Origin of the sequence: Pseudomonas sp. GM18 (assembly GCF_000282195.1) — a bacterium.
GTDB lineage: Bacteria > Pseudomonadota > Gammaproteobacteria > Pseudomonadales > Pseudomonadaceae > Aquipseudomonas.
Genome location: NZ_AKJT01000039.1, coordinates 14402 through 38196, shown reverse-complemented (window position 1 = coordinate 38196; position 23795 = coordinate 14402). Strand labels below are relative to the sequence as shown.

The following is a 23795-nucleotide window of genomic DNA, read 5'->3' as shown; positions in this document are numbered from 1 at the left end:
TGATCAGGTCTTGGACAAAAGGATCATCAGCGCCAGCCAGCCGAAGCCCAGCAAGCGCTGCCCCAGCGAATGTCCGCGACGCAGCAGGAACCAGACAAAAAACGGCGGCAGAAAGAAAATCATCAGTTTCAGCCAGAGTTCCACCGGACGCGGCCCATTGAGCACCGGTGCCGGGACCTCAGCCTGAACTTCGGTTTTTCGTCTACGCCCGAATGCGGCCGGGGTCACCCGAGGCACGCTCTCATTGCTCGGCAAACGCCCGAAAGAAAGCGGGGCTTCCACAGGCGCTGCCGTCGAAGTGGCCGCTGGCACCGTTGCCGCAGGTGCACCGCAATGAATGCAAGCAGGCGCGATGGAGCTGATGCGTTGCTTGCACTCATAACACTCGATTAACGCCATGTCCGTTCCCTTGGAAATACAAAGGCGGCAGTGTGCCATGAGTCGGCAGGTCATTTGAACCAGATCGAAGGTCACATGCCCGCGCCATGCTGCGTTGAAGCCCGTGCTAGCATATCGCGCATATTTGGAGGACCCATGGTCGAACACGATTTCCGCTACAGCCTGATGAACCCGCAACACACCCTCACCGAATGCCGCGCCCTGGTGCCGGGGCGTTATCAAGTCACCGGCAACGGCGGCTCGATTCGTAATAACGACGTGCTGGTAGTGACCCTCAAAGGCAGCAAGGACTTGTCCATGCGCCTGACCGTCGAAACGGTTCGCCACTTGATCAACCCGCCCGGCCAATGGGTCGCGGTGGCCAGTGGTCCGGTGTTCGGCGAACTGGCGATCCACACCTGGAACGTCAACTGCGACAGCTGCGCCAAAGAGCTGAGCTTCGAGTTCGCGGTCGATGCCAAGTTGGGCAACAAGGCTGAAAAGCCGGCCGCCACCGCACGGATTGCCGAGCTGGGCTGGACCGCCGCCGGCGAGAAACACCTGTGCCCGAAATGCCGGGAGCCTGCGTGATGAAACGCCTTGCTCTGACCACGATGGTCGGTGCCAGCCTGCTGGGCTGCGCCGCCGAGCCGGTAAAGTTGCAACAGAACCGCAGTTACATTCTGGAGTGGATCGGCGAACGTCCGTTGATGGACTACAGCCACCTGACCATCACCCTCGGTGACGACGGTCGGGCCTACGGTAACGGCGGCTGCAACCACTGGTTCGCGCCGTATTCCCTGGAAGGTGAAAAGCTCAGCTTCGGCAAGATCGGCAGCACCCGCAAACTCTGCGCGCCGGCGTTGATGGAGCAGGAAAAACGCTTCCTGCAGGCGCTGGAAAACGTCCAGCGCTGGGACGTCTCACCGATTGACCAGATGCGCTTCTGGCCGGCCGAAGGCAAGCCATTGCGTTGGTGGCTTGAAGAGGGTTGATACCCCTCAGTTGACCGATCATTCCCACGCGCAGCAAAGGAATGCATCAAGTGACGCTCTGCGTCACAGGGACGCGGAGCATCCCGGGCGGCGTTCCCACGCAGAGCGTGGGAACGATCAAACAGGTCAGTTGGTCGCCTGCAACGCCTCAAGCTTCGCCATCACCCCCGCCGCCGTCTGCTCGCCCATCAACTGTTCCCGCACCTTGCCCTTGTTATCGATGATGTAAGTCACCGGCAGCGCTTCACTGCGCGGCAATTCGAAAAGGTCGGCCGGGTCCTGGGCCAATACAGTGAACTTGATCCCCAGTTTCTCGCTGGCGCTTTTCAGCTCTTCGCCCTGCACATTGTCGAAGTTGACCCCGAACACACCGATCTTCTTGCCCTTGAGCTGCTCGGCCAGGGCATTCAATTGCGGGATCTCGGTACGGCACGGGCCGCACCATTCGGCCCAGTAATTGAGCACCAGCCATTGTTTGTCCAGACGTTCGGCGGCGACCTTGTGACCATTCTGGTCGATGCCATAATCGTTGCCACAGCCCCCCAGCAATAACGCCCCCATGATCGCCAATGCCGCTGCCAGTCGCCTTGTCATTTCTCAATCCTTGTCAAAAATAGAATGCACCTGCGACCCATCGCCTCCCAAGGTTCTGGATTACGCGCCGCACAGTTAGAATAGCCGCCACTTTACGCAAGAAGCGACCCGCATATGACCGATCTGACGCTTTATCACAACCCGCGCTGCTCGAAATCCCGCGGTGCGCTCGAACTCATCGAAGCCCGTGGCCTGACGCCAACGGTCGTCCGCTACCTGGAAACGCCGCTGGACGCCGCGCAAATCCAGAGCCTGCTGAGCAAACTCGGCATCAGCGCCCGGCGATTGCTGCGCGCCGGCGAGGACGAGTACAAAACCCTCAACCTGGCTGACAGCGGTTTGAGCGAAGCGCAATTGATCGCCGCCATCGCCGCGCACCCGAAACTCATGGAGCGGCCGATTCTCGAAGTCGGCGACAAAGCCATTATCGGTCGTCCGCCGGAGAATGTGCTGGAGTTGTTGCCGTGAGCGCGCCATACATTCTGGTGCTGTATTACAGCCGCAGCGGCTCGACCAATGAAATGGCCCGGCAGATTGCCCGTGGCGTCGAGCAGGCCGGCCTTGAAGCCCGGTTGCGCACGGTGCCGGCGATCTCCACTGAATGCGAAGCCGTGGCGCCGGACATTCCCGATGAAGGCGCGCTGTACGCCAGCCTCGACGATTTGAAGAACTGCGCCGGCCTGGCCCTGGGCAGCCCGACCCGCTTCGGCAACATGGCCGCACCGTTGAAATACTTCCTCGACGGCACCAGCAACCTGTGGCTGACCGGCGCCCTGGTGGGCAAACCGGCCGGGGTTTTCACCTCGACCGCCAGCTTGCACGGCGGCCAGGAAACCACCCTGCTGTCGATGATGCTGCCGTTGTTGCACCACGGCATGCTCATCACCGGCCTGCCTTACAGCGAGTCGGCGCTGCTGGAAACCCAGGGCGGCGGCACGCCTTATGGCGCCAGCCATCACGCAGGGGCCGATGGCAAAAGTGGCCTGGACGGGCACGAAGTGGCGCTGTGCCGCGCACTGGGTATGCGTCTGGCCAAGACTGCACAGAAACTGGAGGGCTGAGGGTGGCCAAGAAGCCGAAAATCCTGCCTCCCATCGAATGGCTCGAACCGCGCGTACGGGCGATGCGCGTCATCAGCCTGCTGTGCTTTTTCGGCCTGGCGGGGCTGCTTTGCGCCTACTACCTGGTGTTCGCCGACCTGCATGGTGCGCGGCCGTGGGTGATTCTGCTGATCGAACTGGTGCCGCTGCTGTTGCTGGCACCGGGGATGATCGTCGGCAGCGCCCGTGGGCATTCGTGGATGTGTTTTGTGGTGAATCTGTATTTCATCAAGGGCGCATTGGCCGCCTATGACCCGAACCGGCAGTTGTTCGGTTTACTGGAGATGGGCGCGAGCCTGGCGCTGTTCTGCTCGGCGTTGCTGTATGTGCGGTGGCGGTATCAGTTGAACCGCAAGTTGGCGGGTGAAGGCGAGATCTCCGTCGCCTGATCTGACGCCATCGCGGGCTTGCCCGCGATGGCCGCGACGCGGTCTCAATGGTTGACGGTGTACGCGAGCATCATCGATATCTGGCTCATAGGCCGTCCACCGCTCTCTTCGTGCCACTGGTTGAACGCATTCTGCACCGTGGCCAGGTCGCGCAAACTGCTCGGCACCTTGTCGATGATCTGCTGTGCATTCAGCGCCGCCACCACGTCGTAGCTCGGCACGAAGGTGTCCTTGCCGACCATCCGCAAGAATCGCGGTGCCGATAACCCGCCCAACTGATGGCCGTGTTTTTTCAGGTAGGTCCACAAGCCGACGATATCGGTCACCGGCCAGTCGGCGATCAACGCGCCAAAGCTGCCCTTCTCATGGGCCACGTCCAGAATGAACTGCGCATTGCGCGGCACGCTCTTGAGCTTGCCCAGGTGGCGGATGATTCGCGCGTCCTGCATCAAGCGCTCCAGATGTTCGGCGCTCATCAGCACGACTTTTTCCGGGTCGAACTTGAAGAACACTTCTTCGAACGCCGGCCACTTGGCATCCACCAGACTGTGCTTGAGCCCGGCACGGAATACCCGTAACGCCATGGTCGAGAGGTAGCGGTCGTCGCTGATCTTGCGCAATTGCGCCGGGGTCTTGGGAACCGGCAGATGGGCTTCCAGTTCAGCCGCCGAACCGAAGCGGTTCAGACAGTATTCGTGCAGCCACTTGTAATCGCGCATGCCCTCTCCTATGGGATGAAATGAAAACGGCGCCCGCGAGCGCCGTGTGTCTGAGTGACTTGAACCGTCAGAGGTTCACTACGTTGACGAAGCGCGAAGCCGCGCTTTCGTCGATACGCAAGTTGGTGAAATCGAACAGGTTGCGGTCCGCCAGTTGCGACGGGATCACGTTCTGCAGGCTGCGGAAAATGCTCTCGGTACGGCCCGGGGTCTTGCGTTCCCACTCCTGCAGCATCTCTTTAACCACCTGGCGTTGCAGGTTTTCCTGGGAACCGCAGAGGTTGCACGGGATGATCGGGAATTGCTTGAGGTCCGAGTAGGCCTGGATGTCTTTTTCGTTGCAGTAGGCCAACGGGCGAATCACCACGTTGCGCCCGTCGTCGGCGCGCAGCTTTGGCGGCATGGCCTTGAGCGAACCGTTGAAGAACATGTTCAGGAAGAACGTCTCGACGATGTCGTCACGATGGTGACCGAGGGCCATTTTGGTCGCGCCGATTTCGTCGGCAAAGGTGTACAGCGTGCCGCGACGCAGGCGCGAGCACAGCGAGCAAGTGGTCTTGCCTTCCGGGATCAGCTCCTTGACCACCGAGTAGGTGTCTTTCTCGACGATGTGGTACTCGATGCCCAGTTCTTTGAGGTAAGCCGGCAGCACGTGCTCGGGGAAGCCCGGCTGCTTCTGGTCCATGTTCACGGCGACGATCTCGAACTTGATCGGGGCGACTTTCTGCAAATGCATCAGCACATCGAGCATGGTGTAGCTGTCCTTGCCACCGGACAGGCAGACCATGACCTTGTCGCCGTCTTCAATCATGTTGAAATCGGCAACAGCCTCACCGGCCTGGCGGCGAAGGCGCTTTTGCAGTTTGTTCTGGTTGACCGTAAGAGTGCCCATGACGCGAAATCCGTGAGGTGTGACGAAAGGCCGGCATTTTACGCAAAAACCCTGGCGGGGCGAAGCCTGCACTTATATGACTTGAGCATACCCCTGTGGCGAGGGAGCTTGCTCCCGCTGGGCCGGGCTGGCGCTCCAGCGCGAAGCGGCCCTTAAACCATCCGACGCGGTGCGTCAGGCAATCCCTGCCGGCTGATTAGCGACTGCTGCGCAGCCGAGCGGGAGCAAGCTCCCTCGCCACAGGGGGTCAACAGGCACAGACCCGGCGGCGATTAACAGGTTTGTTTACAGCGCGATTTGCTCTAAAGCCCTCGCACTATTGCAAGTAACTCCTTTCTATACTGCGACATAAGGTCGCACACGTATTCAGACCTGTTCTTACCTGGCCACTTTGGCCCGTAAGCGCTCCGCTGGGGGGCGATGGCAACAACAAGAGGAGTGACTGGCATGATCCATCACGTAGTGGGGCTCTTCACCCACCCTGACCAGGAATGGAAAGAAATCCGTGGCGACGAGGAAGAAAGCATCAGCCACATGTACCTGACGCACACCCTGATTCTGGCGGCGATCCCTGCCGTATCGGCGTTTATCGGCACCACGCAAGTCGGCTGGGTCATCGGTAATCGAGCGCCGGTGATGCTGACCATGGAAAGCGCGCTATGGATGACCATCATGTCGTACCTGGCGATGCTCGGCGGTGTCGCGGTGATGGGCGCCTTCATTCACTGGATGGCCCGCACCTATGACGCCAGCCCGAGCCTGGCGCGCTGTATCGCGTTCGCCACGTACACCGCGACCCCACTGTTCATCGGCGGCCTGGCGGCGCTGTACCCGCACTTGTGGCTGGGGATGATCGTCGGCACCGCGGCTGTCTGTTACACGGTGTACCTGCTGTATGTAGGCCTGCCGACCTTCATGAACATTCCATCGGACGAGGGCTTCCTGTTTTCGAGCTCGGTGCTCGCCGTAGGACTGGTGGTGCTGGTGGCCATCATGGCGTTTACCGTGATTGTCTGGGGCCTGGGCGTGGGACCCGTCTATACCAACTGACAACCGGGCGCCCACATAAAAACACGTTCCGCCACTACAGGCCGCCGCAAGGCGGCCTTCTACTGCGAGCAACGACCATTCGGCACCTGAGCGATTCGCAAGCCCTCGGGGTTGCGGCATACTCGACATCCTTGGAGATCCATCAAGCATGCCCGAGCAACTCAATACCCGCGTCGAAGACTGTTTCCTGCAAGCCGAATCCTTTTTCAAACGACCTTTCAAACGCCCCGTGGTGAGCCTCAAGCTGCGCGGGCAAAAAGCCGGTGTCGCGCATTTGCACGAGAACCTGCTGCGTTTCAACCCGCAGCTGTACCGGGAAAACACCGAAGATTTCCTCAAGCAGACCGTGGCGCATGAAGTCGCGCACCTGATCGCCCATCAACTGTTCGGCGATCGCATCCAGCCCCACGGCGAAGAGTGGCAACTGATCATGCGCGGCGTCTACGAACTGCCGCCCAACCGCTGCCACACCTATGACGTCAAACGCCGCAGCGTGACCCGCTACATCTACAAATGCCCCTGCGCCGACAGCGATTTCCCGTTTTCCGCCCAGCGCCATAGCCTGGTGCGCCAGGGGCGGCGGTATTTGTGCCGGCGTTGTCGCAGTACGTTGGTGTTCAGTGGGGAGATGCGGGTCGAATGACCCCATGATCGTTCCCCGGAGCATGGGAACGATCAACTCACTACTTTCGCCATACGCAATTCCTCGATCCGCTGTGCACTAAACCCCAGCTCCCTCAACACCTGATCCGTATGCTGCCCCAGCCGGGCGCCAATGTGCCGCGGCTCAGGCAACCCCGCTGAAAACTTCAACGGGCAGGCCATTTGCGCCTGGGTCGAGCCATCGCCCCGCGGCACCTCTGTCACCAATTCCCGCGCCTTCAACTGCGGGTGCCCGACCGCTTCGCCCAGGCTCAACACCGGCTCGACACACGCATCGACCCCGGCAAACAGCTCACACAACCAGGCAAAGTCGTGTTTTTCGAATTCAATGTTCAGCGCATCCTTGAGCGCCTGTTGCCGGGCTGGGTCAGGCGACAGTCCCTCGGCCGCCAGTTCCGGACGGCCCAACGTCGTGCACAGTTGCTGCATGAACCCCGGCTCCAGACTGCCCACCGACAACCAGCGGCCATCGCGCGACCGGTAGTAGTCGTAGAAACTGCCGCCGTTAAGCATCTGGTCTTCCCTGCCCGGCTCAACGCCACAGGCCAGGTACCCGGCGCCGGCCATGGCGTTCAGGCTGAAGGCGCAGTCGGTCATGCTCACATCCAGATGCTGCCCCTGCCCGGTCTGTTGCCGCGCGATCACCGCGGCCAGCAGCCCGATCACCCCATGCAACGAACCGCCCGCGACATCCGCCACCTGCATGCCCAACGGCAACGGGCCGCTGTCGGCGCGACCGGTGTAGCTCGAAAGCCCCGCCAGCGCCAGGTAGTTGATGTCGTGGCCGGCGCGGTCCTTGTAGGGGCCGGTCTGGCCGTAGCCGGTGATCGACACATAAATCAGCCGCGGGTTGACCGCCTTCAAGGCTTCATACCCCAGGCCCAACCGCTCCATCACGCCGGGGCGAAACTGCTCCAGCACAATGTCGTAGTCCGCAAGCAATTGCTTGATCACCTCCAGCGCCTCGGGCTGCTTGAGGTCCAGTGCCAGGCTGCGCTTGTTGCGATTGAGGTAGGCGTGGCTGGCCGACACGCCTTGATCATGGGGCGGCAACACCCGCAGCAAATCCATGCGGGTCGGCGATTCGATGCGCAGCACCTCGGCGCCCATGTCCGCCAACAGCAACGAGGCGAACGGCCCCGGCAACAATGTCGAGAAATCCAGAACCTTGAGTGATGCCAGTGGACCGAGCATGAGCGTTCTCCAGTGCGATCCCCAAAGCCTAGGCAGCCCCGGACATTGCAGCAATCACCTTATGCGCCAGTTACGCTGACCGTTGCGCTCAAACCGCAGGCAACAAAAAACCCGCCGAAGCGGGTTTTTCATTACAACAAGGCTTACTTGGCGTTCGTCGGGGTTGCACCTTCGACGTGGCCCAAAACATCGTCTTTAGGCTCGTCGGCAATGCCGCGACCGCCCGAGGCCAGCTCGGATTGCAGCACGTCGGTGTCCAGCTCCTTGACCCACTTGGCCACAACAATGGTGGCAACCGCGTTACCGATCAGGTTGGTCAGCGCACGGGCTTCGGACATGAAGCGGTCGATACCGAGGATCAGCGCCAGGCCGGCAACCGGCAGGTGGCCAACAGCGGACAAGGTCGCGGCCAGTACGATGAAGCCACTACCGGTCACGCCAGCAGCGCCTTTGGAGGACAGCAGCAACACCACCAGCAGAGTGATCTGGTGAGTGATGTCCATGTGGGTGTCGGTTGCCTGAGCAATGAACACCGCTGCCATGGTCAGGTAGATCGCGGTACCGTCGAGGTTGAACGAGTAACCGGTCGGGATCACCAGACCTACCACGGATTTCTGCGCGCCCAGACGCTCCATTTTGATCAGCATGCGTGGCAGTACCGACTCCGAAGAGGAAGTACCCAGCACGATCAGCAGCTCTTCACGGATGTAACGAATCACTTTCAGCACGCTGAAGCCGTGAGCGCGAGCAATACCGCCCAGCACGACCAGAATGAACAGCAGGCAGGTGATGTAGAAGCAGGCCATCAGTTGACCCAGCTGCACCAGCGAGCCAACACCATAAGCACCGATGGTGAACGCCATGGCACCGAAGGCACCGAGCGGCGCGAGCTTCATGATCATGTTGATGATGTTGAACATCACGTGGGCGAAGCGATCGATGAAGTCCAGGATCGGCTTGCCGTAGGCACCCAGGCGATGCAGGGCGAAACCGAAGATCACCGAGAACATCAGCACTTGCAGGATATCGCCCGTGGCGAACGCACCAAAGATGGTGGTCGGGATGACGTTCAGCAAGAAGCCAACGACGCTTTGATCCGCACCGGCAGCCACGTAGGTAGCGATTTTGGAGGCATCCAGCGTGGTGACGTCGATGTGCATGCCGTTACCCGGCTGAACGATGTTCACCACTACCAGACCGACCAGCAAGGCGATGGTCGAAACGATTTCGAAATACAGCAGCGCGTAACCGCCGGTCTTGCCGACCGACTTCATGTTCTGCATGCCCGCGATACCGCTGACCACGGTGCAGAAAATGATGGGAGCGATGATCATTTTGATCAGTTTGATGAACCCGTCACCCAACGGCTTGAGGGCTACACCGGTCTGCGGGTAGAAGTGACCGAGCAGGATGCCGATGGCGATGGCAACGATCACCTGGAAATACAGGGATTTGTACAGTGGCTGACGAGTCGTCATTGCAAAGTTCCTCAAGAGTGCCGGTGACAACATCCATCTGTTGCCCAAGACACTTCAATTGCGAACCCTCCTGCACTGGAGGGATTTGTTTTGTCGAGCTGCGCAACGGCAGGCATCTGCTCGTTGTATCGCAAGGCCCGTGCCACATTCGCCAAAAAGCCTGCGAGCCTTTTGACATCAAGGGTTACAGGTTTCTTTTGGTCACCAACCGGTTACAACCATGTGGCGGATATCCGCCAACCCGCCTGACCTCGTCCTGCAATTTGGCGGATATCCGCCTTGTTCATCGTCGACGGGCACCGCTACCATCCATTGCTCAGTGGACGGACCTGCCCTCATGCGTGAACGCACCATCGCCAGCCATTTCGCCCGTGCCGCCCTCGGTGGCGCGCGCCGACGTGGCTACGACTATTCGAACCTGCTGCAGCAACTGGGGATCAGCCCCGAGTTGCTTGAAGAACCGCGCGCGCGAATCGCGCCTGAACAGTTCACCCGGTTGATCCAGGGATTGTGGCTGGCCCTGGACGACGAATACCTGGGCTTCGGGCAGGCCCCGAGCAAACCCGGCAGCTTCGCGATGATGTGCCACGCGGTGATCCACTGCCGCACGCTGGAGAAAGCGCTCAATCGCGGCCTGTTGTTTTACAGCCTGTTTCCCGGGGCGCCGCGCCTGACGCTGAACCGCGAAGGCGAGATGATTCGCCTGAGCCTCGACGATTCGCCGCTGTGGGACCCGGACCACTTCCTCAGCGAAAGCCTGCTGGTGATCTGGCATCGGTTCGGCAGCTGGCTGATCGGCCAGCGCATTCGTCTGGAACACGCCACATTCAGCTACCCGAGGCCCGAGCACGGGGCCGAGTACGACTTGCTGTTTTCCTGCCCGCTGACGTTCGATACTACTCAGAGTAGCCTGCTGTTCCACAGTCGCTACCTGAACATGCCGCTGTTGCAGGACGAACGGACCCTCAAGCACTTTCTCGAGCGCTCCCCCGCCGACCTGCTGTCGCGCCCCGACGAAGGCGACAGCCTGAGCAGCCAGTTGCGGCGCTTGCTCAGCCGCGACAGCGCGCGCTGGCCGGACCTGGAAGCGGTGGCGGCGCACCTGCACATCAGCCCGCAAACCTTGCGTCGGCATTTGCGCGAGGAAGGCACGAGTTTTCAGGAATTGAAGGATCAGCTGCGCCGGGACATCGCGATTTATCACCTGGGGCGGGCGGATCTGTCGTTGCAACAGATTGCCGAGCAGCTCGGGTTTTCCGAGCCGTCGGCGTTTCATCGGGCGTTCAAGAAGTGGACCGGTCTTACACCGGGGGCGTACCGGGCTCAGGAGCTTTAAGAACTGATCGTTCCCACGCTCTGCGTGGGAATGCCTCAACGGACGCTCTGCGTTCGGCTCTGGAAGGGACGCGGAGCGTCCCGGGCTGCATTCCCACGCGGAGCGTGGGAACGATCATCTTCGCTAGCCTTGCGGATCGAGGTTATCCAGCACCCGATTGACCGCCAACTCCCCAAGCATGACCACCGATTGAATCCCCAACATCATGTTGCGATGTGGCATGTCCATCAACCCGGCGAACTCACTGAGCATCACGCTCGCTGACGCCAGGGATTCGCAGGCGTTGACCAGCAGGGTTTCGTTATCGACCTTCGCACCCACATGGTAAATGGTGCTGGGTTTGCGCTTGGTGTCTTTGGGGGTGGGTGGTTTGAGGTAGTGATCGAGGGCACGGTCGGCGGCTTCGTGGAGCTTTTTGGAATCAAGGGATTCGTAGGGGGATGTTGGATCGGTTTCCGGTGGGTTCGGTGTGATCTTGAACATATGACGCTCCTAGAGTAATGGAGCCGCTACATATCGCTGCTAAACGAAAAAGAGGTGGCGGCTGTACGCGGGTTAGCAGACCAGGACTCTAGAACCCGGCGCACCGAAGTGCCCCACGCAAAGCCGCCATAACATGAACGACTAACGTTGTACGCCTAGAGATGACCCGGGCTGCTAAACCCGATCGCTGATTGGTCAGCGACAGGGAAACGATATAGCCCGGGCCACAGGCGTACTAGCCGGCGGATTCTGGCGTAGTCGTAGGCAGCGGCGCAAGGATGTGTAGGTTGGGTGAGTTTCTGGAAGTGTCGGTTAAACATCACCGTTTAAAATCAAAAGATCGCAGCCTCGTTGCACTCGACAGCTCCTACAGGGATTACAGGGATTACAGGGATTTGCGTCCACCTGTAGGAGCTGTCGAGTGCAACGAGGCTGCGATCTTTTCGGCCAAGCCCCTACATCAAACCACCGGAAAATGAATCCGGAACGCCGCCCCGCCCATCGGCGAATCCCCCAGCGTCAGCTTGGCGCTGTAACTCTCGATGATGTCCTTGACCACCGCCAGGCCAATCCCCTGCCCCGGATGCTGGCGGTCCAGCCGCTCGCCGCGCTCGAGAATCCGCGCGCGCTGGTCCGGTGGTACGCCGGGGCCATCGTCTTCAATGCAAAGCTCAATCCCGCTGAGGGTTTCGCGCACGCTGATGCGCACTTCGCTCAAACACAGGCGATAGGCGTTTTCCAGCAGGTTGCCCATCATTTCCAGCAAGGCGCCCTGCTCGATCGGCACGTAACACTGATCCGGCAGATCGAAAGCGACCCGCACGCGCTTGTCGCGGTAGACCTTGTCCAGGGTGTCGCAGAGGCTTTGCAGCACCGGCCGCAGGCGCACCTGATGACGCACCAGGCCGCTTTTGCGCAGGCTGGCCCGTTGCAGTTGATAGCTGATCTGCTGGCTCATGCGTTCGATCTGGGTTTGCAGCACCCAGGCCTGTTCGCGCTCTTGCGGCTTTTGCGCCATGTCTTCGCTGACCCCTTGCAACACCGCCAGCGGGGTTTTCAGGCTGTGGGCCAGGTCATCGAGGGAGTCGCGATAGCGGCTGCGCTGTTCACGCTCGCTGTGCAGCAAACGGTTGAGCGAGCCGGTCAGGCGCAGCAGTTCGCGCGGGTGTTGTTCGCTGAGGCTTTCACGGGTGCCGCTTTCGATCTGGTCCAGCTCCTGGCTCAGCCGGCTCAACGCCTGCAAGCCCCAGGTCAGGCCAACCCAGAGCAAGACGAGCAACACCAGCAACGCGGCACCGAAGCCCAGGTAGAGGTTTTCCCGCAGGCCTTCGAGGGTGATTTCGTATTCGCGCACCGGTTGCAGCGCGACGATGCTGAACGCCGCGCTTTTGCCGCCGAGCAGCTTGACCTCGACGTCATAGACGAAAAACTCTTCACCATTGGCCTCGCGAATCCTCGCGAACTCGTTACCGCGCCCGTCGTAACGCGGCTTGTAGTTGATGTTCTCTTCCTGGGTGGCTTTCGAGCGCCATACCAGGTGACCTTCGCGGTCATAGATGTAGCCGAGCAAACGGCTGTCGGTGAGGTTGAAGCGCTCATCGGGCAACTGCGCCGGCATCTGCAAGCGATTGTTATCGACCCGGGCGGCGGAGATCAGGGTGGTGACGTCCGACGCCAGGCGCTGCTCGATGGAGTCCTGCAATGCCAGGCTGAACGCGCCCTGCATCGCCGGCAGCAACGCCAGCATGAACAACACCGCCAGGGTGGTGGCGGCGAGCATCAAGCGGACACGAAGGGAACGAATCAAGTGCAGCGCTCATTAAACAGGTAGCCAAGGCCACGCACGGTATCAATCGGCTTGAACCCGGCCGGGCCTTCGAGTTTGCGGCGCAAGCGGCCGACCAGCACTTCGATCACATTCGGATCGCGCTCGTCGTCATCCGGGTAGAGCTGCTCCATCAAGCGGTCCTTGGCCACCACTTGCTGGTGATGCCGCATCAGGTATTCGAGGATCCGGTATTCGTAGGCGGTCAGCGCCAGCGGTTGGTCATCGAGGGACGCCTGTTTGCGATTGAGGTCCAGCAGCAAGGGACCGGCGACGATGGTCGACTGGGTGAAACCGCTGGAACGGCGCAGCAAGGCATTGAGCCGGGCGTCCAGCTCTTCGAACTGGAACGGCTTGACCACGTAGTCATCGGCGCCGGCGGCGAGGCCTTCGACCTTGTCCTGCCAGTTGCCGCGTGCGGTGAGGATCAGGATAGGAAACGTCTTGCCCTGGGAGCGCAGGTGACGAATCAGGTCGAGCCCGCCCATGCCCGGCAGACCGAGGTCGATCACCGCCAGGTCATGGTTGAACTGCTCGGCCTGATGCAACGCATCGATGGCGTTGGCCACGGCCTCGACCACGTGGCCGCTGTCCGTCAAACGGGTTTGCAGGTGATGGCGCAGCAGCGCTTCATCTTCGACGACCAGCAATTTCATAAGGCTCTCCGGGGCAAATCAACATCTCCAAAGGTCAGTTAAGCGCCCCCCCTGTGGGAGCGGCTTAACTGACTGGCAACCAAACGCTGTTTAGAAAGCGTAGTTGGCGGACAGGTACGTCTGGGCGCTGCTGGTCAAGTCCAGCGAACCCTGTTTGCTGCCGCCGCGCTCGCTCATTTCGGTGCTGGCGTTGCTGCGCAGGTAACGGTAACCCAGCTCGACCGAGGTGTTCTGCGAAACTTGCTGCAATACACCGACCTGACCGCCAACGGCGTAACCGACGTCGCTGTCGCGGCTGAAGCCTGGCGATTCTTGGGTCATTTTGGTCAAACCGGCCGTGGCACCGCCGAACAGTTTGGTGCTGCCACCCACCGGGTAGAACAGATCGTAGCTGCCCAGCAGGTTTTCCTGACGCAGTTTAATGCCATTATGCGAGCCCGACACGTTGTCGTAAGTGGCGTAGTAGCGGCCCTGGCTGTCTTGCTGGCCCACACGCAACCCCCAAGTGTTGTCCTTGCCGATCACACCGTCGGCGTTCGGGTGGTTGAGGTTGTCGTTCAGGGCGTTGGATTTTTTAACCTTGTCGCTGGTCTGGCCAAATGTCAGGCCGGCGAAATTGGTGGTGTCGGCGTGGGCGGCAACACTGGCGCCCATCACGGTGAAAGCCAGCAGCAGTTTTTTCAAAGTAGTCATTGGGGAATTTCCTCATGCGCTATGTGCTTTTTGGGTACGGGGCAAGGTTACTGACCTCACCCTGTACGCCCCCTGAACGCACTCTGAACCTGAGCTGAATCAAATCGACTACGCTGTCTTGGCGTTTTTTTATAAGGAGATTCAACCATGCGTGTGTTCCTCGCCCTTGTATTGCTGGCCGTGAGCGGGCTCAGCCAGGCCGCCATCAAGACCCAGGAAATTCCCTATCAAAGTGCCGATGGCACAAAACTGATCGGCTATTACGCCTACGACGACGCCATCAAAGGCCCGCGCCCGGGCGTGGTGGTGGTGCATGAATGGTGGGGGCTCAACGACTACGCCAAGCGGCGCGCCCGCGATCTGGCCGGTCTGGGCTACAGCGCGCTGGCGATCGACATGTATGGCGACGGCAAGAACACCGAACACCCCAAGGACGCCATGGCGTTCATGCAAGCAGCGTCGAAGGACAGCGCAGCAGCCAGCGCGCGGTTTCAGGCCGGGCTCGATTTGCTGAAGAAACAGCCACAGACCGATCCGGCCAAACTGGCGGGCATCGGTTATTGCTTCGGTGGCAAGGTGGTGCTGGATGCCGCGCGGCAGGGCTTGCCACTGGTGGGCGTGGTGAGTTTCCACGGTGCGCTGGCGACCAATACGCCGGCAACGCCCGGCAGCGTGAAAGCGAAAATCCTGGTGGAGCATGGCGCGCTGGACAGCATGGTGACGGCGGAAAACGTGACGGCGTTCAAGGCGGAAATGGACAAGGCCGGTGCCGACTATAAATTCGTCAGCCTCGAAGGCGCCAAGCATGGGTTCAGCAACCCTGATGCGGATCGTCTGAGCCATGGCGATCATGGCGGGCCGGACATTGGTTACAACAAGGCCGCCGATGAAAAATCGTGGGCGGACATGCAGGCGTTTTTCAAGAAGATCTTTGGCTGACACAGTGATCGTTCCCACGCTCGCATGGGAACGATCACCTTGGGACTACCCAGCCTCAAGGCAACCCGGCAAAATGCCCGTCATGAATCCCGTCCCCGCCCTACCCGCCTGCTGCACCCCGCTCGACGCCCATTGGCCGCTGCCGTTTGTGCTGCCCGATACGGTCCTGCTGGGCACCCACTTCGATACCAAGCAACTGGCCAGCGATGATTTCCAGCGCAGCGCCATCGAGCCGCCCGCGAGCATCCAGCGTTCGGTGGCCAAGCGTCAGGCCGAGTTTCTCGCCGGACGGGTCTGCGCTCGGGCCGCGTTGCAACAACTTGAAGGGCTGAGCTTCATTCCGGCCATCGGCGACGACCGCGCACCGGTGTGGCCCGCGCATATCACCGGTTCGATCACCCACAGCACCGGTCGGGCCGCGGCGATTGTCGCGAACAAGGCCCATTGGCGCGGTTTGGGGATGGACCTGGAAAACCTGCTCGACGCAGAACGGGCCGAACGCCTGGCCGGGGAAATTCTCACCGGGCCTGAGTTGCAGCGCATGGCCGCCGGGGCTCGCGATCAGTTGGCGATGGTGGTGACTCTGACGTTTTCGGTGAAGGAAAGCCTGTTCAAGGCGCTCTACCCGATCGTCCAAAAGCGCTTCTACTTCGAACACGCCGAAGTGCTGGAGTGGAGTGAAGGCGGTGAAGTGCGGTTGCGGTTGCTGACCGACCTGTCCACTGAATGGCGTAGCGGCACCGAGCTGGATGCGCAGTTTGTCGTGATGGATGGGCAGTTGTTGAGTCTGGTCAGTATCAAAGCCTGAAGCCCCCCGTAGCAGCTGGCGAAGCCTGCGTTCGGCTGCGAAGCAGTCGTCAAACCATACACTGCGGTGTTTCAGGCAAATCGCGTGCTCAGGATTTACGACTGCTTCGCAGCCGAACGCAGGCTTCGCCAGCTGCTACGGGTCATGTGCCCAATTTCAACGCCGCTCCTGATTCCTCGGCCAGCTCAAACTGAAACACGCCCCGCCCAGGCTTTTGCTCTTGCTGATCAACGCTCGCCCGTCGTGCCAATGGATGATCCGCCGCACGATCGACAATCCCAGCCCATGCCCACCCGAGGCACGGGTGCGGCTGTCGTCGAGGCGCAGGAACGGGGTGAAGATTTTCTCCCACGCGGTTTCCGGCACGCCCGGCCCGTCATCCTCCACATCCACCCGACAGCGCTGCTGCCCCACCTGATAGCTGACGGTCACCCGTGAATGGGCGTGGCGCATGGCGTTGCTCACCAGATTCTGCAACGCCCGGTGCAAGTAGCGCGGCTCTGCCTCGACCCAGGCGCCGTCACAATCGGCGGCCGACAGGCACAAGCCACGCTGTACCGTGACCTCGGCACGCAGAGGCGCCAGTTCCTCGATCACCTGATTGACCAACGCGTCCAGATCGATCCGCTGGAAATTCAGCGCCGGCGAGCCCTGCTCCAGCCGGGCATAGGTGAGCATCTCGTCGACTAGCCGATCGAGGTCCTCGATATCATGGTCCATACCCTCGCGGTATTTCTCCAGCGCTTGCGGCGTGGTGGCCGAGCCGATCATTTCCAAACCAAAACGCAAGCGCGCCACCGGTGTGCGCAATTCGTGGGACACGGCGCGCACCAGCTCTCGCTGAATCGCCAACAATTGTTGCAAGTGCTCGGCCATGCCATTGAACGCCGAGGCCAGCCGCCCCACCGAGTCGGCGCCGCGTGCCGGTACGCGGGTTTCCAGGCTGCCCTTGGCAATGCGCGTGGCGGCGGCTTCCAGCCCGCGCAAACGGCGCTCCAGTTGCCGCACCAACAGATAGACAATCAAACCAATCAGGCTCAAGCCAAGCGCCGCGATCAGCACCAGCCACTCGGGCGGGTAAGGATTCATCTGATACAGCGGGCCGATTTCCAGCACCCACGGCGTACCGACCATGCCGGCAAACACCCGGATCGAATCGCCGCCCTTGCCCAACGCCATCACTGTGTCGCCTTCGGATACGCGGCGGCTCTGGTCTTCGTCCATGTCGGCCTGATCGACCGTCACCAGCCGCAGATCGAAGCCAAAGCCCTTCTCTTCCTTTAACTGCGCCAGGCGCTTGGGCTGCTCGGCCACCGGGTAGCGCACCAGTTCATCGGCCAGCAGGTAAATAGTCGCTCGCGCCAGTTGCTCGCTGATCTGCTGGACTTCACCGGTGAGCACCAGTTGTTCCTTGTCGCTGACCAGGCGATAAACCTTCGCCGCGTGCGGGCCGGTCTGCTCCACCAGTGCCTGGCCGTGCAGCACGCGGGTGCGCTGGGTCAGGTCGAGGTCGGTCTGGGGGAACGTCTTCAGCGCCAGCGGAATCCCGAGCAAGCGCTCCCACAACAGCAAGGCTCGGTGGCGCTCGGTTTCGTTCATCGGTTGCAGGTTATCGGCCATCAGCGAGAACGTACCGTGGGCCAGGCGCTCGCGGTACTGTTCGCTGCGCACCTGGTTAAGCAGGTGCAAGGCCAGCACGCCGAGCACGGCCACCAGAATCAGCGCCGCGCACATGCCGCCATAAATACGCAGGAAGATCGAGTTCACAGCGTGCAGGCTTCCGGCACGAACAAATAGCCTTTGCTGCGGATGGTCTTGATTAGCCGCGGATGCTCCGGGTCATCGCCGATCTTGGGGCGGATGCGCGAGATGCGCACGTCGATGGAGCGGTCCTGGCCGTCATAACCGATACCGCGCAGCGCGGTGAAAATTTCTTCGCGGGAAAGAATACGCCCGGCATTGGCCACCAGCAGCCAGAGCAAATCGAACTCGGCACTGGTCAGCTCGATGCCGTTGTCATGCAACCAGGCTTCGCGCAGTGCGTTGTCCACCACCAACGGGCCGAACTGCAGGCGCCGGAGTTTTTCCGGGGCGGCTTCAGGCGCTTCGCTACGCCGCAGCAGGGCCTGAATACGCGCGAGCAATAAACGTGGGCGCACCGGTTTGCAAACGTAGTCGTCGGCGCCCAGGTCCAGGCCAAGAATCTGATCGGTGTCATCGGTGCGCGCGGTGAGCATCAGGATCGGCCCGTCATATTTGTCACGGACCTTGCGGCAAATGTTCAGGCCATCTTCGCCGGGGAGCATCAGGTCGAGAATCACCAGGTCCGGCTTCTCCTTGATGATGCGTGCCGCGGCCAGGGCGCCATTGCCCTCGATCGATACTCGCAGGCCGTTGGTTTCCAGGTAATCGCGGGTCAGTTCGGCCAGACGCTGGTCGTCTTCGACAATCAATACCTGCCAGGCTTCTTGCTCCACGATGACCTCTGCTTGCCAACACCACTGCTTAAGGAAGGATCCGCCCGTCTTTTTGTAATGATTGGGGAGGATAAGAATGCATCTGCATGGGCCGATTGTATAAACGCCACACGTCTGGAACACAAGCCGGTAAATGCGTTCGGACACAACGGTTTTTTGTGATAGGGTTCGCGCCCTTAAAAATCCGGATGACTGTTTTCTGTCGCTGAAAATCAGTGAAAAATGGTCGGCTCCAGCTAGGTCGCGGCCTACACGCCTGTTCCCTCTTTCACACACAATTTACGCACAGGTTTATCCACAGGCAGTACGTTGCAACACCCTCCAAAACGCATTATCTTGTACCTCGGCGCAAAAAAAACCCTACATGTAGGGTTTCATGCCAAAAACCAAACACAAACCGGACACCGATTTCAAGCGCTTTTATTGCCTCTTTCCGGTTGAACCAAACGTATTTTCGAAAGACCAAACCGCGCGTGCGGATGGCTACTGTTTTTAAGCCCGAAACGGCGATAACGGTACGGGTGTTGCAGTCATTTACTGCCGCCCAAAACGGAATTCGGTTTCAGGCCCCAAGGCGTGACACCAAAGACTTCGGCATGGAAGCGGCGCCCGATAGCCCCCTTCCTGATCTGTCCCGAAGTTGGTATGCCCGGCCCCCGCCGGTTGTAGTGCTTCAGGACAGAACGGTGGGCACCGTGATGGTGCCCAAACAAACATAGAGAATGTGGAGATACCCCCCCATGCAAACCGACACAACTCGCGAGAACCCGCAGGGCACCTTGCCGCAGGCCGCCGATTCGAATTCGGATCTGTCCGCCACCGCGCCTGGCCAACTGCGCGTGATCAAGCGTAACGGCACTGTCGTTCCTTACACCGATGACAAAATCACCGTCGCCATCACCAAAGCGTTTCTTGCAGTTGAGGGCGGCACCGCTGCCGCTTCGTCGCGAATCCACGACACCGTTGCCCGCCTGACCGAACAAGTCACCGCGACCTTCAAGCGTCGCATGCCTTCAGGCGGCACCATCCACATCGAAGAAATCCAGGACCAGGTCGAACTGGCCCTGATGCGTGCCGGCGAGCAGAAAGTAGCCCGCGACTACGTGATCTACCGTGACTCCCGCGCCAAAGAGCGCGCAGCGCACACCCCTGCCGAAGAAGCCGTCAACGCTCACCCATCGATCCGCATCACCCGCGCCGATGGCAGCCTCGCACCGCTGGACATGGGTCGCCTGAACACCATCGTCACCGAAGCATGCGAAGGCCTGGAAGAAGTCGACGGCGAGCTGATCCAGCGCGAAACCCTGAAAAACCTGTACGACGGCGTGGCCCTGACCGACGTCAACACCGCCCTGGTGATGACTGCCCGTACGCTGGTCGAGCGTGAGCCGAACTACTCGTTCGTGACCGCCCGCCTGCTGATGGACACCCTGCGTGCCGAAGGCCTGGGCTTCCTCGGTGTCGCCGACAGCGCGACCCACCACGAAATGGTCGACCTGTACGCCAAGGCACTGCCCGCGTACATCGCCAAAGGTATCGAATTCGAATTGCTGAACCCGGTTCTGGCGTCCTTCGACCTGGAAAAACTCGGCAAGGCGATCAACCACGAGCGCGATCAGCAGTTCACGTACCTGGGCCTGCAAACCCTGTACGACCGTTACTTCATCCACAAGGACGGTATCCGCTTCGAACTGCCACAGATTTTCTTCATGCGCGTGGCCATGGGCCTGGCAATCGAAGAGAAGCACAAAGAAGACCGTGCGATCGAGTTCTACAACCTGTTGTCGTCCTTCGACTACATGTCCTCGACCCCAACCCTGTTCAACGCCGGTACCCTGCGTCCACAGCTGTCGAGCTGCTACCTGACCACCGTGCCGGATGACCTGTCGGGCATCTACCACGCGATCCACGACAACGCCATGTTGTCGAAATTCGCAGGCGGCCTGGGCAACGACTGGACCCCGGTTCGTGCGCTGGGTTCGTACATCAAGGGCACCAACGGCAAATCCCAGGGCGTCGTGCCGTTCCTGAAAGTGGTGAACGACACCGCCGTCGCCGTTAACCAGGGTGGCAAGCGCAAAGGCGCTGTCTGTGCCTACCTGGAAACCTGGCACATGGACATCGAAGAGTTCATCGAGCTGCGCAAGAACACCGGTGATGACCGCCGTCGTACCCACGACATGAACACCGCCAACTGGATCCCTGACCTGTTCATGAAGCGTGTCTTCGATGACGGCAAGTGGACCCTGTTCTCGCCGTCCGAAGTACCGGACCTGCACGACCTGACCGGCAAGGCCTTCGAAGAGCGTTACGAGTACTACGAAGCCCTGACCGAGTACCCGGGCAAGGTCAAGCTGTTCAAGACCATCCAGGCCAAAGACCTGTGGCGCAAAATGCTGTCCATGCTGTTTGAAACCGGCCACCCATGGCTGACCTTCAAAGACCCGTGCAACCTGCGCAGCCCGCAGCAGCACGTAGGCGTGGTTCACAGCTCGAACCTGTGCACCGAGATCACCTTGAACACCAACAAGGACGAGATCGCCGTTTGCAACCTGGGCTCGATCAACCTGCCGAACCACATCGTCGACGGCAAGCTGGACACCGCCAAGCTGCAACGCACCGTGAACACCGCCGTGCGCATGCTCGATAACGTGATCGACATCAACTACTACTCGGTGCCGCAAGCGAAGAACTCCAACTTCAAGCACCGTCCGGTCGGCCTGGGCATCATGGGCTTCCAGGACGCTTTGTACCTGCAGCACATCCCTTACGGTTCCGACGCTGCCGTCGAGTTCGCCGACAAATCGATGGAAGCGGTCAGCTACTACGCGATCCAGGCGTCCTGCGACCTGGCTGACGAACGTGGCGCCTACGAGACGTTCCAGGGTTCGCTGTGGTCCAAAGGCATCCTGCCGCTGGATTCGCAACAGATCCTGATCGAGCAGCGTGGCCAGAAGTACATCGACGTTGACCTGAACGAAACCCTGGACTGGGCACCGGTTCGCGCCCGTGTACAGAAAGGCATTCGTAACTCCAACATCATGGCCATCGCACCGACCGCAACCATCGCCAACATCACCGGCGTGTCGCAGTCGATCGAACCGACCTACCAGAACCTCTATGTGAAATCGAACCTGTCGGGCGAATTCACCGTGATCAACCCGTACCTGGTTCGCGACCTGAAGGCTCGTGGCCTGTGGGACTCGGTCATGATCAACGACCTGAAGTACTACGACGGTTCGGTGCAGCAGATCGAGCGCATCCCGCAAGAACTCAAAGAGCTCTACGCGACTGCCTTCGAAGTGGACACCAAGTGGATCGTCGACGCCGCCAGCCGTCGCCAGAAGTGGATCGACCAGGCTCAGTCGCTGAACCTGTACATCGCCGGCGCTTCGGGCAAGAAGCTGGACGTGACCTACCGCATGGCCTGGTACCGTGGTCTGAAAACCACCTACTACCTCCGTGCCCTGGCCGCGACCAGCACCGAGAAGTCGACCATCAACACCGGTAAGCTGAACGCTGTTTCCAGCGGCGGCAACCACGGTGACGACTCGGTCCTGGCAGCCCCGGCCGGTCCTGCGCCAGTGCCGAAGGCCTGCGCCATCGACGAGCCGGATTGCGAAGCTTGCCAATAAGCTGAGCCGGTAGGCGCTCCAGGGCGCTTACCTGAAACCCCCGATGAGCCTTTGGCTTGCCGGGGGTTTTCTTTTGCCTGCCTTTAAGGTCGAAATCTTGATTCTGCAAGGCAAAAAAAACCCCTCTTGCGAGGGGTTTCTTATGCAGCACTATCAAGCATCAAGTCATCTGAATGATGGTCTGCATGATGGTGCTCTGGGTGGAGATGGTCTTGGCGTTCGCCTGGTAGTTGCTCTGCGCCTTGATCAAGTCAACCAGTTCGTTGGTCAGGTTGACGTTGGACTCTTCCAGGGAGTTGGACACGATTGAACCCAAGGTACCGGTCTTCGGCGCATCGACACCGGCCACACCGGAGGCGAAGGTTTCTTTCCAGCGGGTACCGCCCACTGGCTGCAAACCTTGCTCGTTGGCGAAGCTGGCCACCGCCACCTGGCCGATAGCCTTGGTTTGCTGGTTGCTGAAGTTGGCGGTCATGACGCCGCTGGCGTCGATGGTCAGGCTGGAGATCTGGCCGGTGGCGTAGCCGTCCTGGTATTGGGCGGTACGGGCGGTCGCCGAGTTGTAAGAAGTGGTCAGCGCCATGTTGAACGCGATACCGCCAGTGGCAGCGACAGAACCGTTCGGGCCCCAGGTCACAGGAATCGTTGCGGCGTTGGTCACAGCACCTGGAACCCAGTTACTCATGGTCAAAGTTTTACCACTTACGGTCCAGCCGGAAACTGCGGCCAGCGTGTTAATACTGCCGTCAGAGTTGAAGCTGATATCCGCCACCGCCGGAGTCAGGGTGTTGTTGGCCGGGTCCGATGGGGTACGGCCGTCCATATACGTGTAGATACGCCACGCGTTGGTACCCGTTTTCACGTAGTACTGATCCATGGTGTGCTCGTTACCCTGGCTGTCGTAGACCTTGGTGGAGATGGTCTTGTTATAGCTGTTGGTATCGGTCGGGCTGAACGGGGCCACGGTCGGCGTAGTTTCCGCCGAGTTCAGGTTCATCGTCTGATCAACCTTGGTCGTCGGATTCGGCTTCAGGCTCGACGTATCGATCTTCAAGTCAGTTAACACGCCGTTGATGATCTTGCCGTTGGCATCGACACCATAACCCTGCAGACGGTTGCCGTTGTTATCGACTACATAGTTTTGAGCATCGGTCTTGAACGCACCGGCACGGGTGTAGCTCAGGGAACCGTTGTCGCTGAGGATGAAGAAGCCGTTGCCCTGAATGCCCATGTCCAGCACGTTGCCGGTGTTGTTCACGTCACCCTGGCTGAACTGCTGGGAAACGTTGGCCAGGCGCACGCCGTTACCGATGGTCTTGCTGCCGGTACCCAGGCGAGTGGCCGAGTACACGTCTTCGAATTCTGCACGGGACGATTTGAAACCGGTGGTCGCGACGTTGGCGATGTTGTTGCCGGTCACGTCCAGTTGTTTGTTGGCTGCATAGAGACCGCTAAGGCCGATATTGAAAGACATATTCCACTCCTTTGTGC

At 60.3% G+C, this 23795-nt stretch carries 24 protein-coding genes; 11 read left to right on the top strand and 13 right to left on the bottom strand.

The genetic code is table 11. From position 1 onward, the window contains the following. Positions 1–3: 3 nt before the first annotated feature. Positions 4–399: a hypothetical protein gene (locus PMI21_RS16400; protein WP_007937549.1), complete on the bottom strand. Its 396-nt coding sequence runs from the start codon at positions 397–399 to the stop codon at positions 4–6. Positions 400–534: 135 nt separating this feature from the next. Here PMI21_RS16400 and PMI21_RS16405 point away from each other — a divergent pair, with 135 nt between their 5' ends. Next, positions 535–969, top strand: coding sequence for a hypothetical protein (locus tag PMI21_RS16405; RefSeq protein ID WP_007937548.1), 435 nt, complete (start codon positions 535–537; stop codon positions 967–969). Continuing rightward, positions 969–1373: an META domain-containing protein gene (locus PMI21_RS16410; RefSeq protein WP_007937547.1), complete on the top strand. Its 405-nt coding sequence runs from the start codon at positions 969–971 to the stop codon at positions 1371–1373. Before PMI21_RS16405 ends, PMI21_RS16410 begins: the two co-directional genes overlap by 1 nt. 126 nt (positions 1374–1499) lie before the next feature. Here the strand turns inward: PMI21_RS16410 and PMI21_RS16415 are convergent, their stop codons facing one another. Continuing rightward, positions 1500–1967, bottom strand: coding sequence for a TlpA family protein disulfide reductase (locus tag PMI21_RS16415; RefSeq protein WP_007937546.1), 468 nt, complete (start codon positions 1965–1967; stop codon positions 1500–1502). Between the two features lie 114 nt (positions 1968–2081). Here PMI21_RS16415 and arsC point away from each other — a divergent pair, with 114 nt between their 5' ends. From arsC to PMI21_RS16430, 3 genes are read left to right on the top strand one after another with little or no spacing between them, the layout of a single operon-like run. After that, positions 2082–2435, top strand: a complete 354-nt coding sequence (gene arsC / locus PMI21_RS16420; protein ID WP_007937545.1) for an arsenate reductase (glutaredoxin) — start codon at positions 2082–2084, stop codon at positions 2433–2435. Further along, on the top strand, positions 2432–3028 hold the full coding sequence (gene wrbA / locus PMI21_RS16425; protein ID WP_007937544.1) for an NAD(P)H:quinone oxidoreductase: 597 nt from the start codon (positions 2432–2434) through the stop codon (positions 3026–3028). The genes arsC and wrbA overlap by 4 nt, the downstream gene beginning before the upstream one ends. A 2-nt stretch (positions 3029–3030) precedes the next feature. Further along, positions 3031–3456, top strand: a complete 426-nt coding sequence (locus PMI21_RS16430; protein WP_007937542.1) for a DUF2069 domain-containing protein — start codon at positions 3031–3033, stop codon at positions 3454–3456. Between the two features lie 44 nt (positions 3457–3500). Here the strand turns inward: PMI21_RS16430 and PMI21_RS16435 are convergent, their stop codons facing one another. Beyond that, entirely contained in the window at positions 3501–4175 is a 675-nt protein-coding gene (locus PMI21_RS16435) for a DNA-3-methyladenine glycosylase I (RefSeq protein ID WP_007937540.1), read from the bottom strand. 67 nt (positions 4176–4242) lie between these two features. Next, positions 4243–5067, bottom strand: coding sequence for a tRNA 2-thiocytidine(32) synthetase TtcA (gene ttcA / locus PMI21_RS16440; RefSeq protein WP_007937538.1), 825 nt, complete (start codon positions 5065–5067; stop codon positions 4243–4245). A gap of 447 nt (positions 5068–5514) precedes the next feature. On the opposite strand from ttcA, the gene PMI21_RS16445 reads away from it, so the two are divergent. Together PMI21_RS16445 and PMI21_RS16450 are read left to right on the top strand one after the other, a co-directional pair. Continuing rightward, positions 5515–6117 carry a Yip1 family protein gene (locus PMI21_RS16445; RefSeq protein ID WP_007937536.1) on the top strand — a complete coding sequence of 201 codons (603 nt, stop codon included), beginning with the start codon at positions 5515–5517 and terminating at the stop codon, positions 6115–6117. A 148-nt stretch (positions 6118–6265) separates the two neighbouring features. After that, positions 6266–6760 carry a SprT family zinc-dependent metalloprotease gene (locus PMI21_RS16450; protein ID WP_007937535.1) on the top strand — a complete coding sequence of 165 codons (495 nt, stop codon included), beginning with the start codon at positions 6266–6268 and terminating at the stop codon, positions 6758–6760. 32 nt (positions 6761–6792) lie between these two features. Here the strand turns inward: PMI21_RS16450 and PMI21_RS16455 are convergent, their stop codons facing one another. Then, positions 6793–7974 carry a CaiB/BaiF CoA transferase family protein gene (locus tag PMI21_RS16455; RefSeq protein WP_007937533.1) on the bottom strand — a complete coding sequence of 394 codons (1182 nt, stop codon included), beginning with the start codon at positions 7972–7974 and terminating at the stop codon, positions 6793–6795. A gap of 143 nt (positions 7975–8117) precedes the next feature. Continuing rightward, a complete protein-coding gene (locus PMI21_RS16460; RefSeq protein WP_007937531.1) occupies positions 8118–9452 on the bottom strand; it encodes a dicarboxylate/amino acid:cation symporter in 1335 nt (444 codons plus the stop codon). Between the two features lie 337 nt (positions 9453–9789). Here PMI21_RS16460 and PMI21_RS16465 point away from each other — a divergent pair, with 337 nt between their 5' ends. Beyond that, positions 9790–10788 (top strand): AraC family transcriptional regulator, encoded by a 999-nt coding sequence (locus tag PMI21_RS16465; RefSeq protein WP_007937529.1) that lies wholly within the window; start codon positions 9790–9792, stop codon positions 10786–10788. 123 nt (positions 10789–10911) lie between these two features. Here PMI21_RS16465 and PMI21_RS16470 read toward each other — a convergent pair whose 3' ends face one another. From PMI21_RS16470 to PMI21_RS16485, 4 genes are all read right to left on the bottom strand, one after another. Then, on the bottom strand, positions 10912–11271 hold the full coding sequence (locus PMI21_RS16470) for a DUF6124 family protein (protein WP_007937528.1): 360 nt from the start codon (positions 11269–11271) through the stop codon (positions 10912–10914). 460 nt (positions 11272–11731) lie between these two features. Beyond that, the gene (locus tag PMI21_RS16475; protein ID WP_007937526.1) at positions 11732–13078 is read right to left on the bottom strand and encodes an ATP-binding protein; all 1347 of its coding nucleotides are present in this window, start codon (positions 13076–13078) and stop codon (positions 11732–11734) included. Next, positions 13075–13752 (bottom strand): response regulator, encoded by a 678-nt coding sequence (locus tag PMI21_RS16480; RefSeq protein ID WP_007937523.1) that lies wholly within the window; start codon positions 13750–13752, stop codon positions 13075–13077. Before PMI21_RS16480 ends, PMI21_RS16475 begins: the two co-directional genes overlap by 4 nt. A 90-nt stretch (positions 13753–13842) precedes the next feature. Continuing rightward, entirely contained in the window at positions 13843–14445 is a 603-nt protein-coding gene (locus PMI21_RS16485; RefSeq protein ID WP_007937521.1) for a membrane protein, read from the bottom strand. A gap of 147 nt (positions 14446–14592) precedes the next feature. Between PMI21_RS16485 and PMI21_RS16490 the strand changes: the two genes are divergently transcribed. Together PMI21_RS16490 and PMI21_RS16495 are read left to right on the top strand one after the other, a co-directional pair. Further along, complete coding sequence (locus tag PMI21_RS16490) at positions 14593–15384, top strand: dienelactone hydrolase family protein (RefSeq protein ID WP_007937519.1); 792 nt, start codon at positions 14593–14595, stop codon at positions 15382–15384. Between the two features lie 82 nt (positions 15385–15466). Continuing rightward, positions 15467–16192 carry a 4'-phosphopantetheinyl transferase family protein gene (locus PMI21_RS16495; protein WP_202948786.1) on the top strand — a complete coding sequence of 242 codons (726 nt, stop codon included), beginning with the start codon at positions 15467–15469 and terminating at the stop codon, positions 16190–16192. A 156-nt stretch (positions 16193–16348) separates the two neighbouring features. Here the strand turns inward: PMI21_RS16495 and PMI21_RS16500 are convergent, their stop codons facing one another. Together PMI21_RS16500 and PMI21_RS16505 are read right to left on the bottom strand one after the other, a co-directional pair. Beyond that, positions 16349–17959, bottom strand: coding sequence for an ATP-binding protein (locus PMI21_RS16500; protein WP_007937514.1), 1611 nt, complete (start codon positions 17957–17959; stop codon positions 16349–16351). After that, a complete protein-coding gene (locus tag PMI21_RS16505) occupies positions 17956–18669 on the bottom strand; it encodes a response regulator (protein ID WP_007937512.1) in 714 nt (237 codons plus the stop codon). Before PMI21_RS16505 ends, PMI21_RS16500 begins: the two co-directional genes overlap by 4 nt. Positions 18670–19409: 740 nt before the next feature. Between PMI21_RS16505 and PMI21_RS16510 the strand changes: the two genes are divergently transcribed. Next, positions 19410–22304, top strand: coding sequence for a ribonucleoside-diphosphate reductase subunit alpha (locus tag PMI21_RS16510; RefSeq protein WP_007937510.1), 2895 nt, complete (start codon positions 19410–19412; stop codon positions 22302–22304). 160 nt (positions 22305–22464) lie between these two features. Here PMI21_RS16510 and flgE read toward each other — a convergent pair whose 3' ends face one another. Next, positions 22465–23778 carry a flagellar hook protein FlgE gene (flgE, locus tag PMI21_RS16515; RefSeq protein WP_007937509.1) on the bottom strand — a complete coding sequence of 438 codons (1314 nt, stop codon included), beginning with the start codon at positions 23776–23778 and terminating at the stop codon, positions 22465–22467. Between the last annotated feature and the right edge of the window lie 17 nt (positions 23779–23795).

What these genes read in the sequence shown, in the direction of transcription:
- PMI21_RS16410 (WP_007937547.1), top strand. Translation starts at nt 969, where the DNA reads ATGAAACGCCTTGCTCTGACCACGATGGTCGGTGCCAGCCTGCTGGGC.
- PMI21_RS16450 (WP_007937535.1), top strand. Translation starts at nt 6,266, where the DNA reads ATGCCCGAGCAACTCAATACCCGCGTCGAAGACTGTTTCCTGCAAGCC.
- ttcA (WP_007937538.1), bottom strand. Translation starts at nt 5,067, where the DNA reads ATGGGCACTCTTACGGTCAACCAGAACAAACTGCAAAAGCGCCTTCGC.
- PMI21_RS16495 (WP_202948786.1), top strand. Translation starts at nt 15,467, where the DNA reads ATGAATCCCGTCCCCGCCCTACCCGCCTGCTGCACCCCGCTCGACGCC.
- PMI21_RS16480 (WP_007937523.1), bottom strand. Translation starts at nt 13,752, where the DNA reads ATGAAATTGCTGGTCGTCGAAGATGAAGCGCTGCTGCGCCATCACCTG.
- PMI21_RS16510 (WP_007937510.1), top strand. Translation starts at nt 19,410, where the DNA reads ATGCAAACCGACACAACTCGCGAGAACCCGCAGGGCACCTTGCCGCAG.
- PMI21_RS16465 (WP_007937529.1), top strand. Translation starts at nt 9,790, where the DNA reads ATGCGTGAACGCACCATCGCCAGCCATTTCGCCCGTGCCGCCCTCGGT.
- PMI21_RS16405 (WP_007937548.1), top strand. Translation starts at nt 535, where the DNA reads ATGGTCGAACACGATTTCCGCTACAGCCTGATGAACCCGCAACACACC.
- PMI21_RS16490 (WP_007937519.1), top strand. Translation starts at nt 14,593, where the DNA reads ATGCGTGTGTTCCTCGCCCTTGTATTGCTGGCCGTGAGCGGGCTCAGC.
- PMI21_RS16455 (WP_007937533.1), bottom strand. Translation starts at nt 7,974, where the DNA reads ATGCTCGGTCCACTGGCATCACTCAAGGTTCTGGATTTCTCGACATTG.
- PMI21_RS16435 (WP_007937540.1), bottom strand. Translation starts at nt 4,175, where the DNA reads ATGCGCGATTACAAGTGGCTGCACGAATACTGTCTGAACCGCTTCGGT.
- PMI21_RS16470 (WP_007937528.1), bottom strand. Translation starts at nt 11,271, where the DNA reads ATGTTCAAGATCACACCGAACCCACCGGAAACCGATCCAACATCCCCC.
- arsC (WP_007937545.1), top strand. Translation starts at nt 2,082, where the DNA reads ATGACCGATCTGACGCTTTATCACAACCCGCGCTGCTCGAAATCCCGC.
- flgE (WP_007937509.1), bottom strand. Translation starts at nt 23,778, where the DNA reads ATGTCTTTCAATATCGGCCTTAGCGGTCTCTATGCAGCCAACAAACAA.
- PMI21_RS16445 (WP_007937536.1), top strand. Translation starts at nt 5,515, where the DNA reads ATGATCCATCACGTAGTGGGGCTCTTCACCCACCCTGACCAGGAATGG.
- PMI21_RS16485 (WP_007937521.1), bottom strand. Translation starts at nt 14,445, where the DNA reads ATGACTACTTTGAAAAAACTGCTGCTGGCTTTCACCGTGATGGGCGCC.
- PMI21_RS16415 (WP_007937546.1), bottom strand. Translation starts at nt 1,967, where the DNA reads ATGACAAGGCGACTGGCAGCGGCATTGGCGATCATGGGGGCGTTATTG.
- PMI21_RS16400 (WP_007937549.1), bottom strand. Translation starts at nt 399, where the DNA reads ATGGCGTTAATCGAGTGTTATGAGTGCAAGCAACGCATCAGCTCCATC.
- PMI21_RS16460 (WP_007937531.1), bottom strand. Translation starts at nt 9,452, where the DNA reads ATGACGACTCGTCAGCCACTGTACAAATCCCTGTATTTCCAGGTGATC.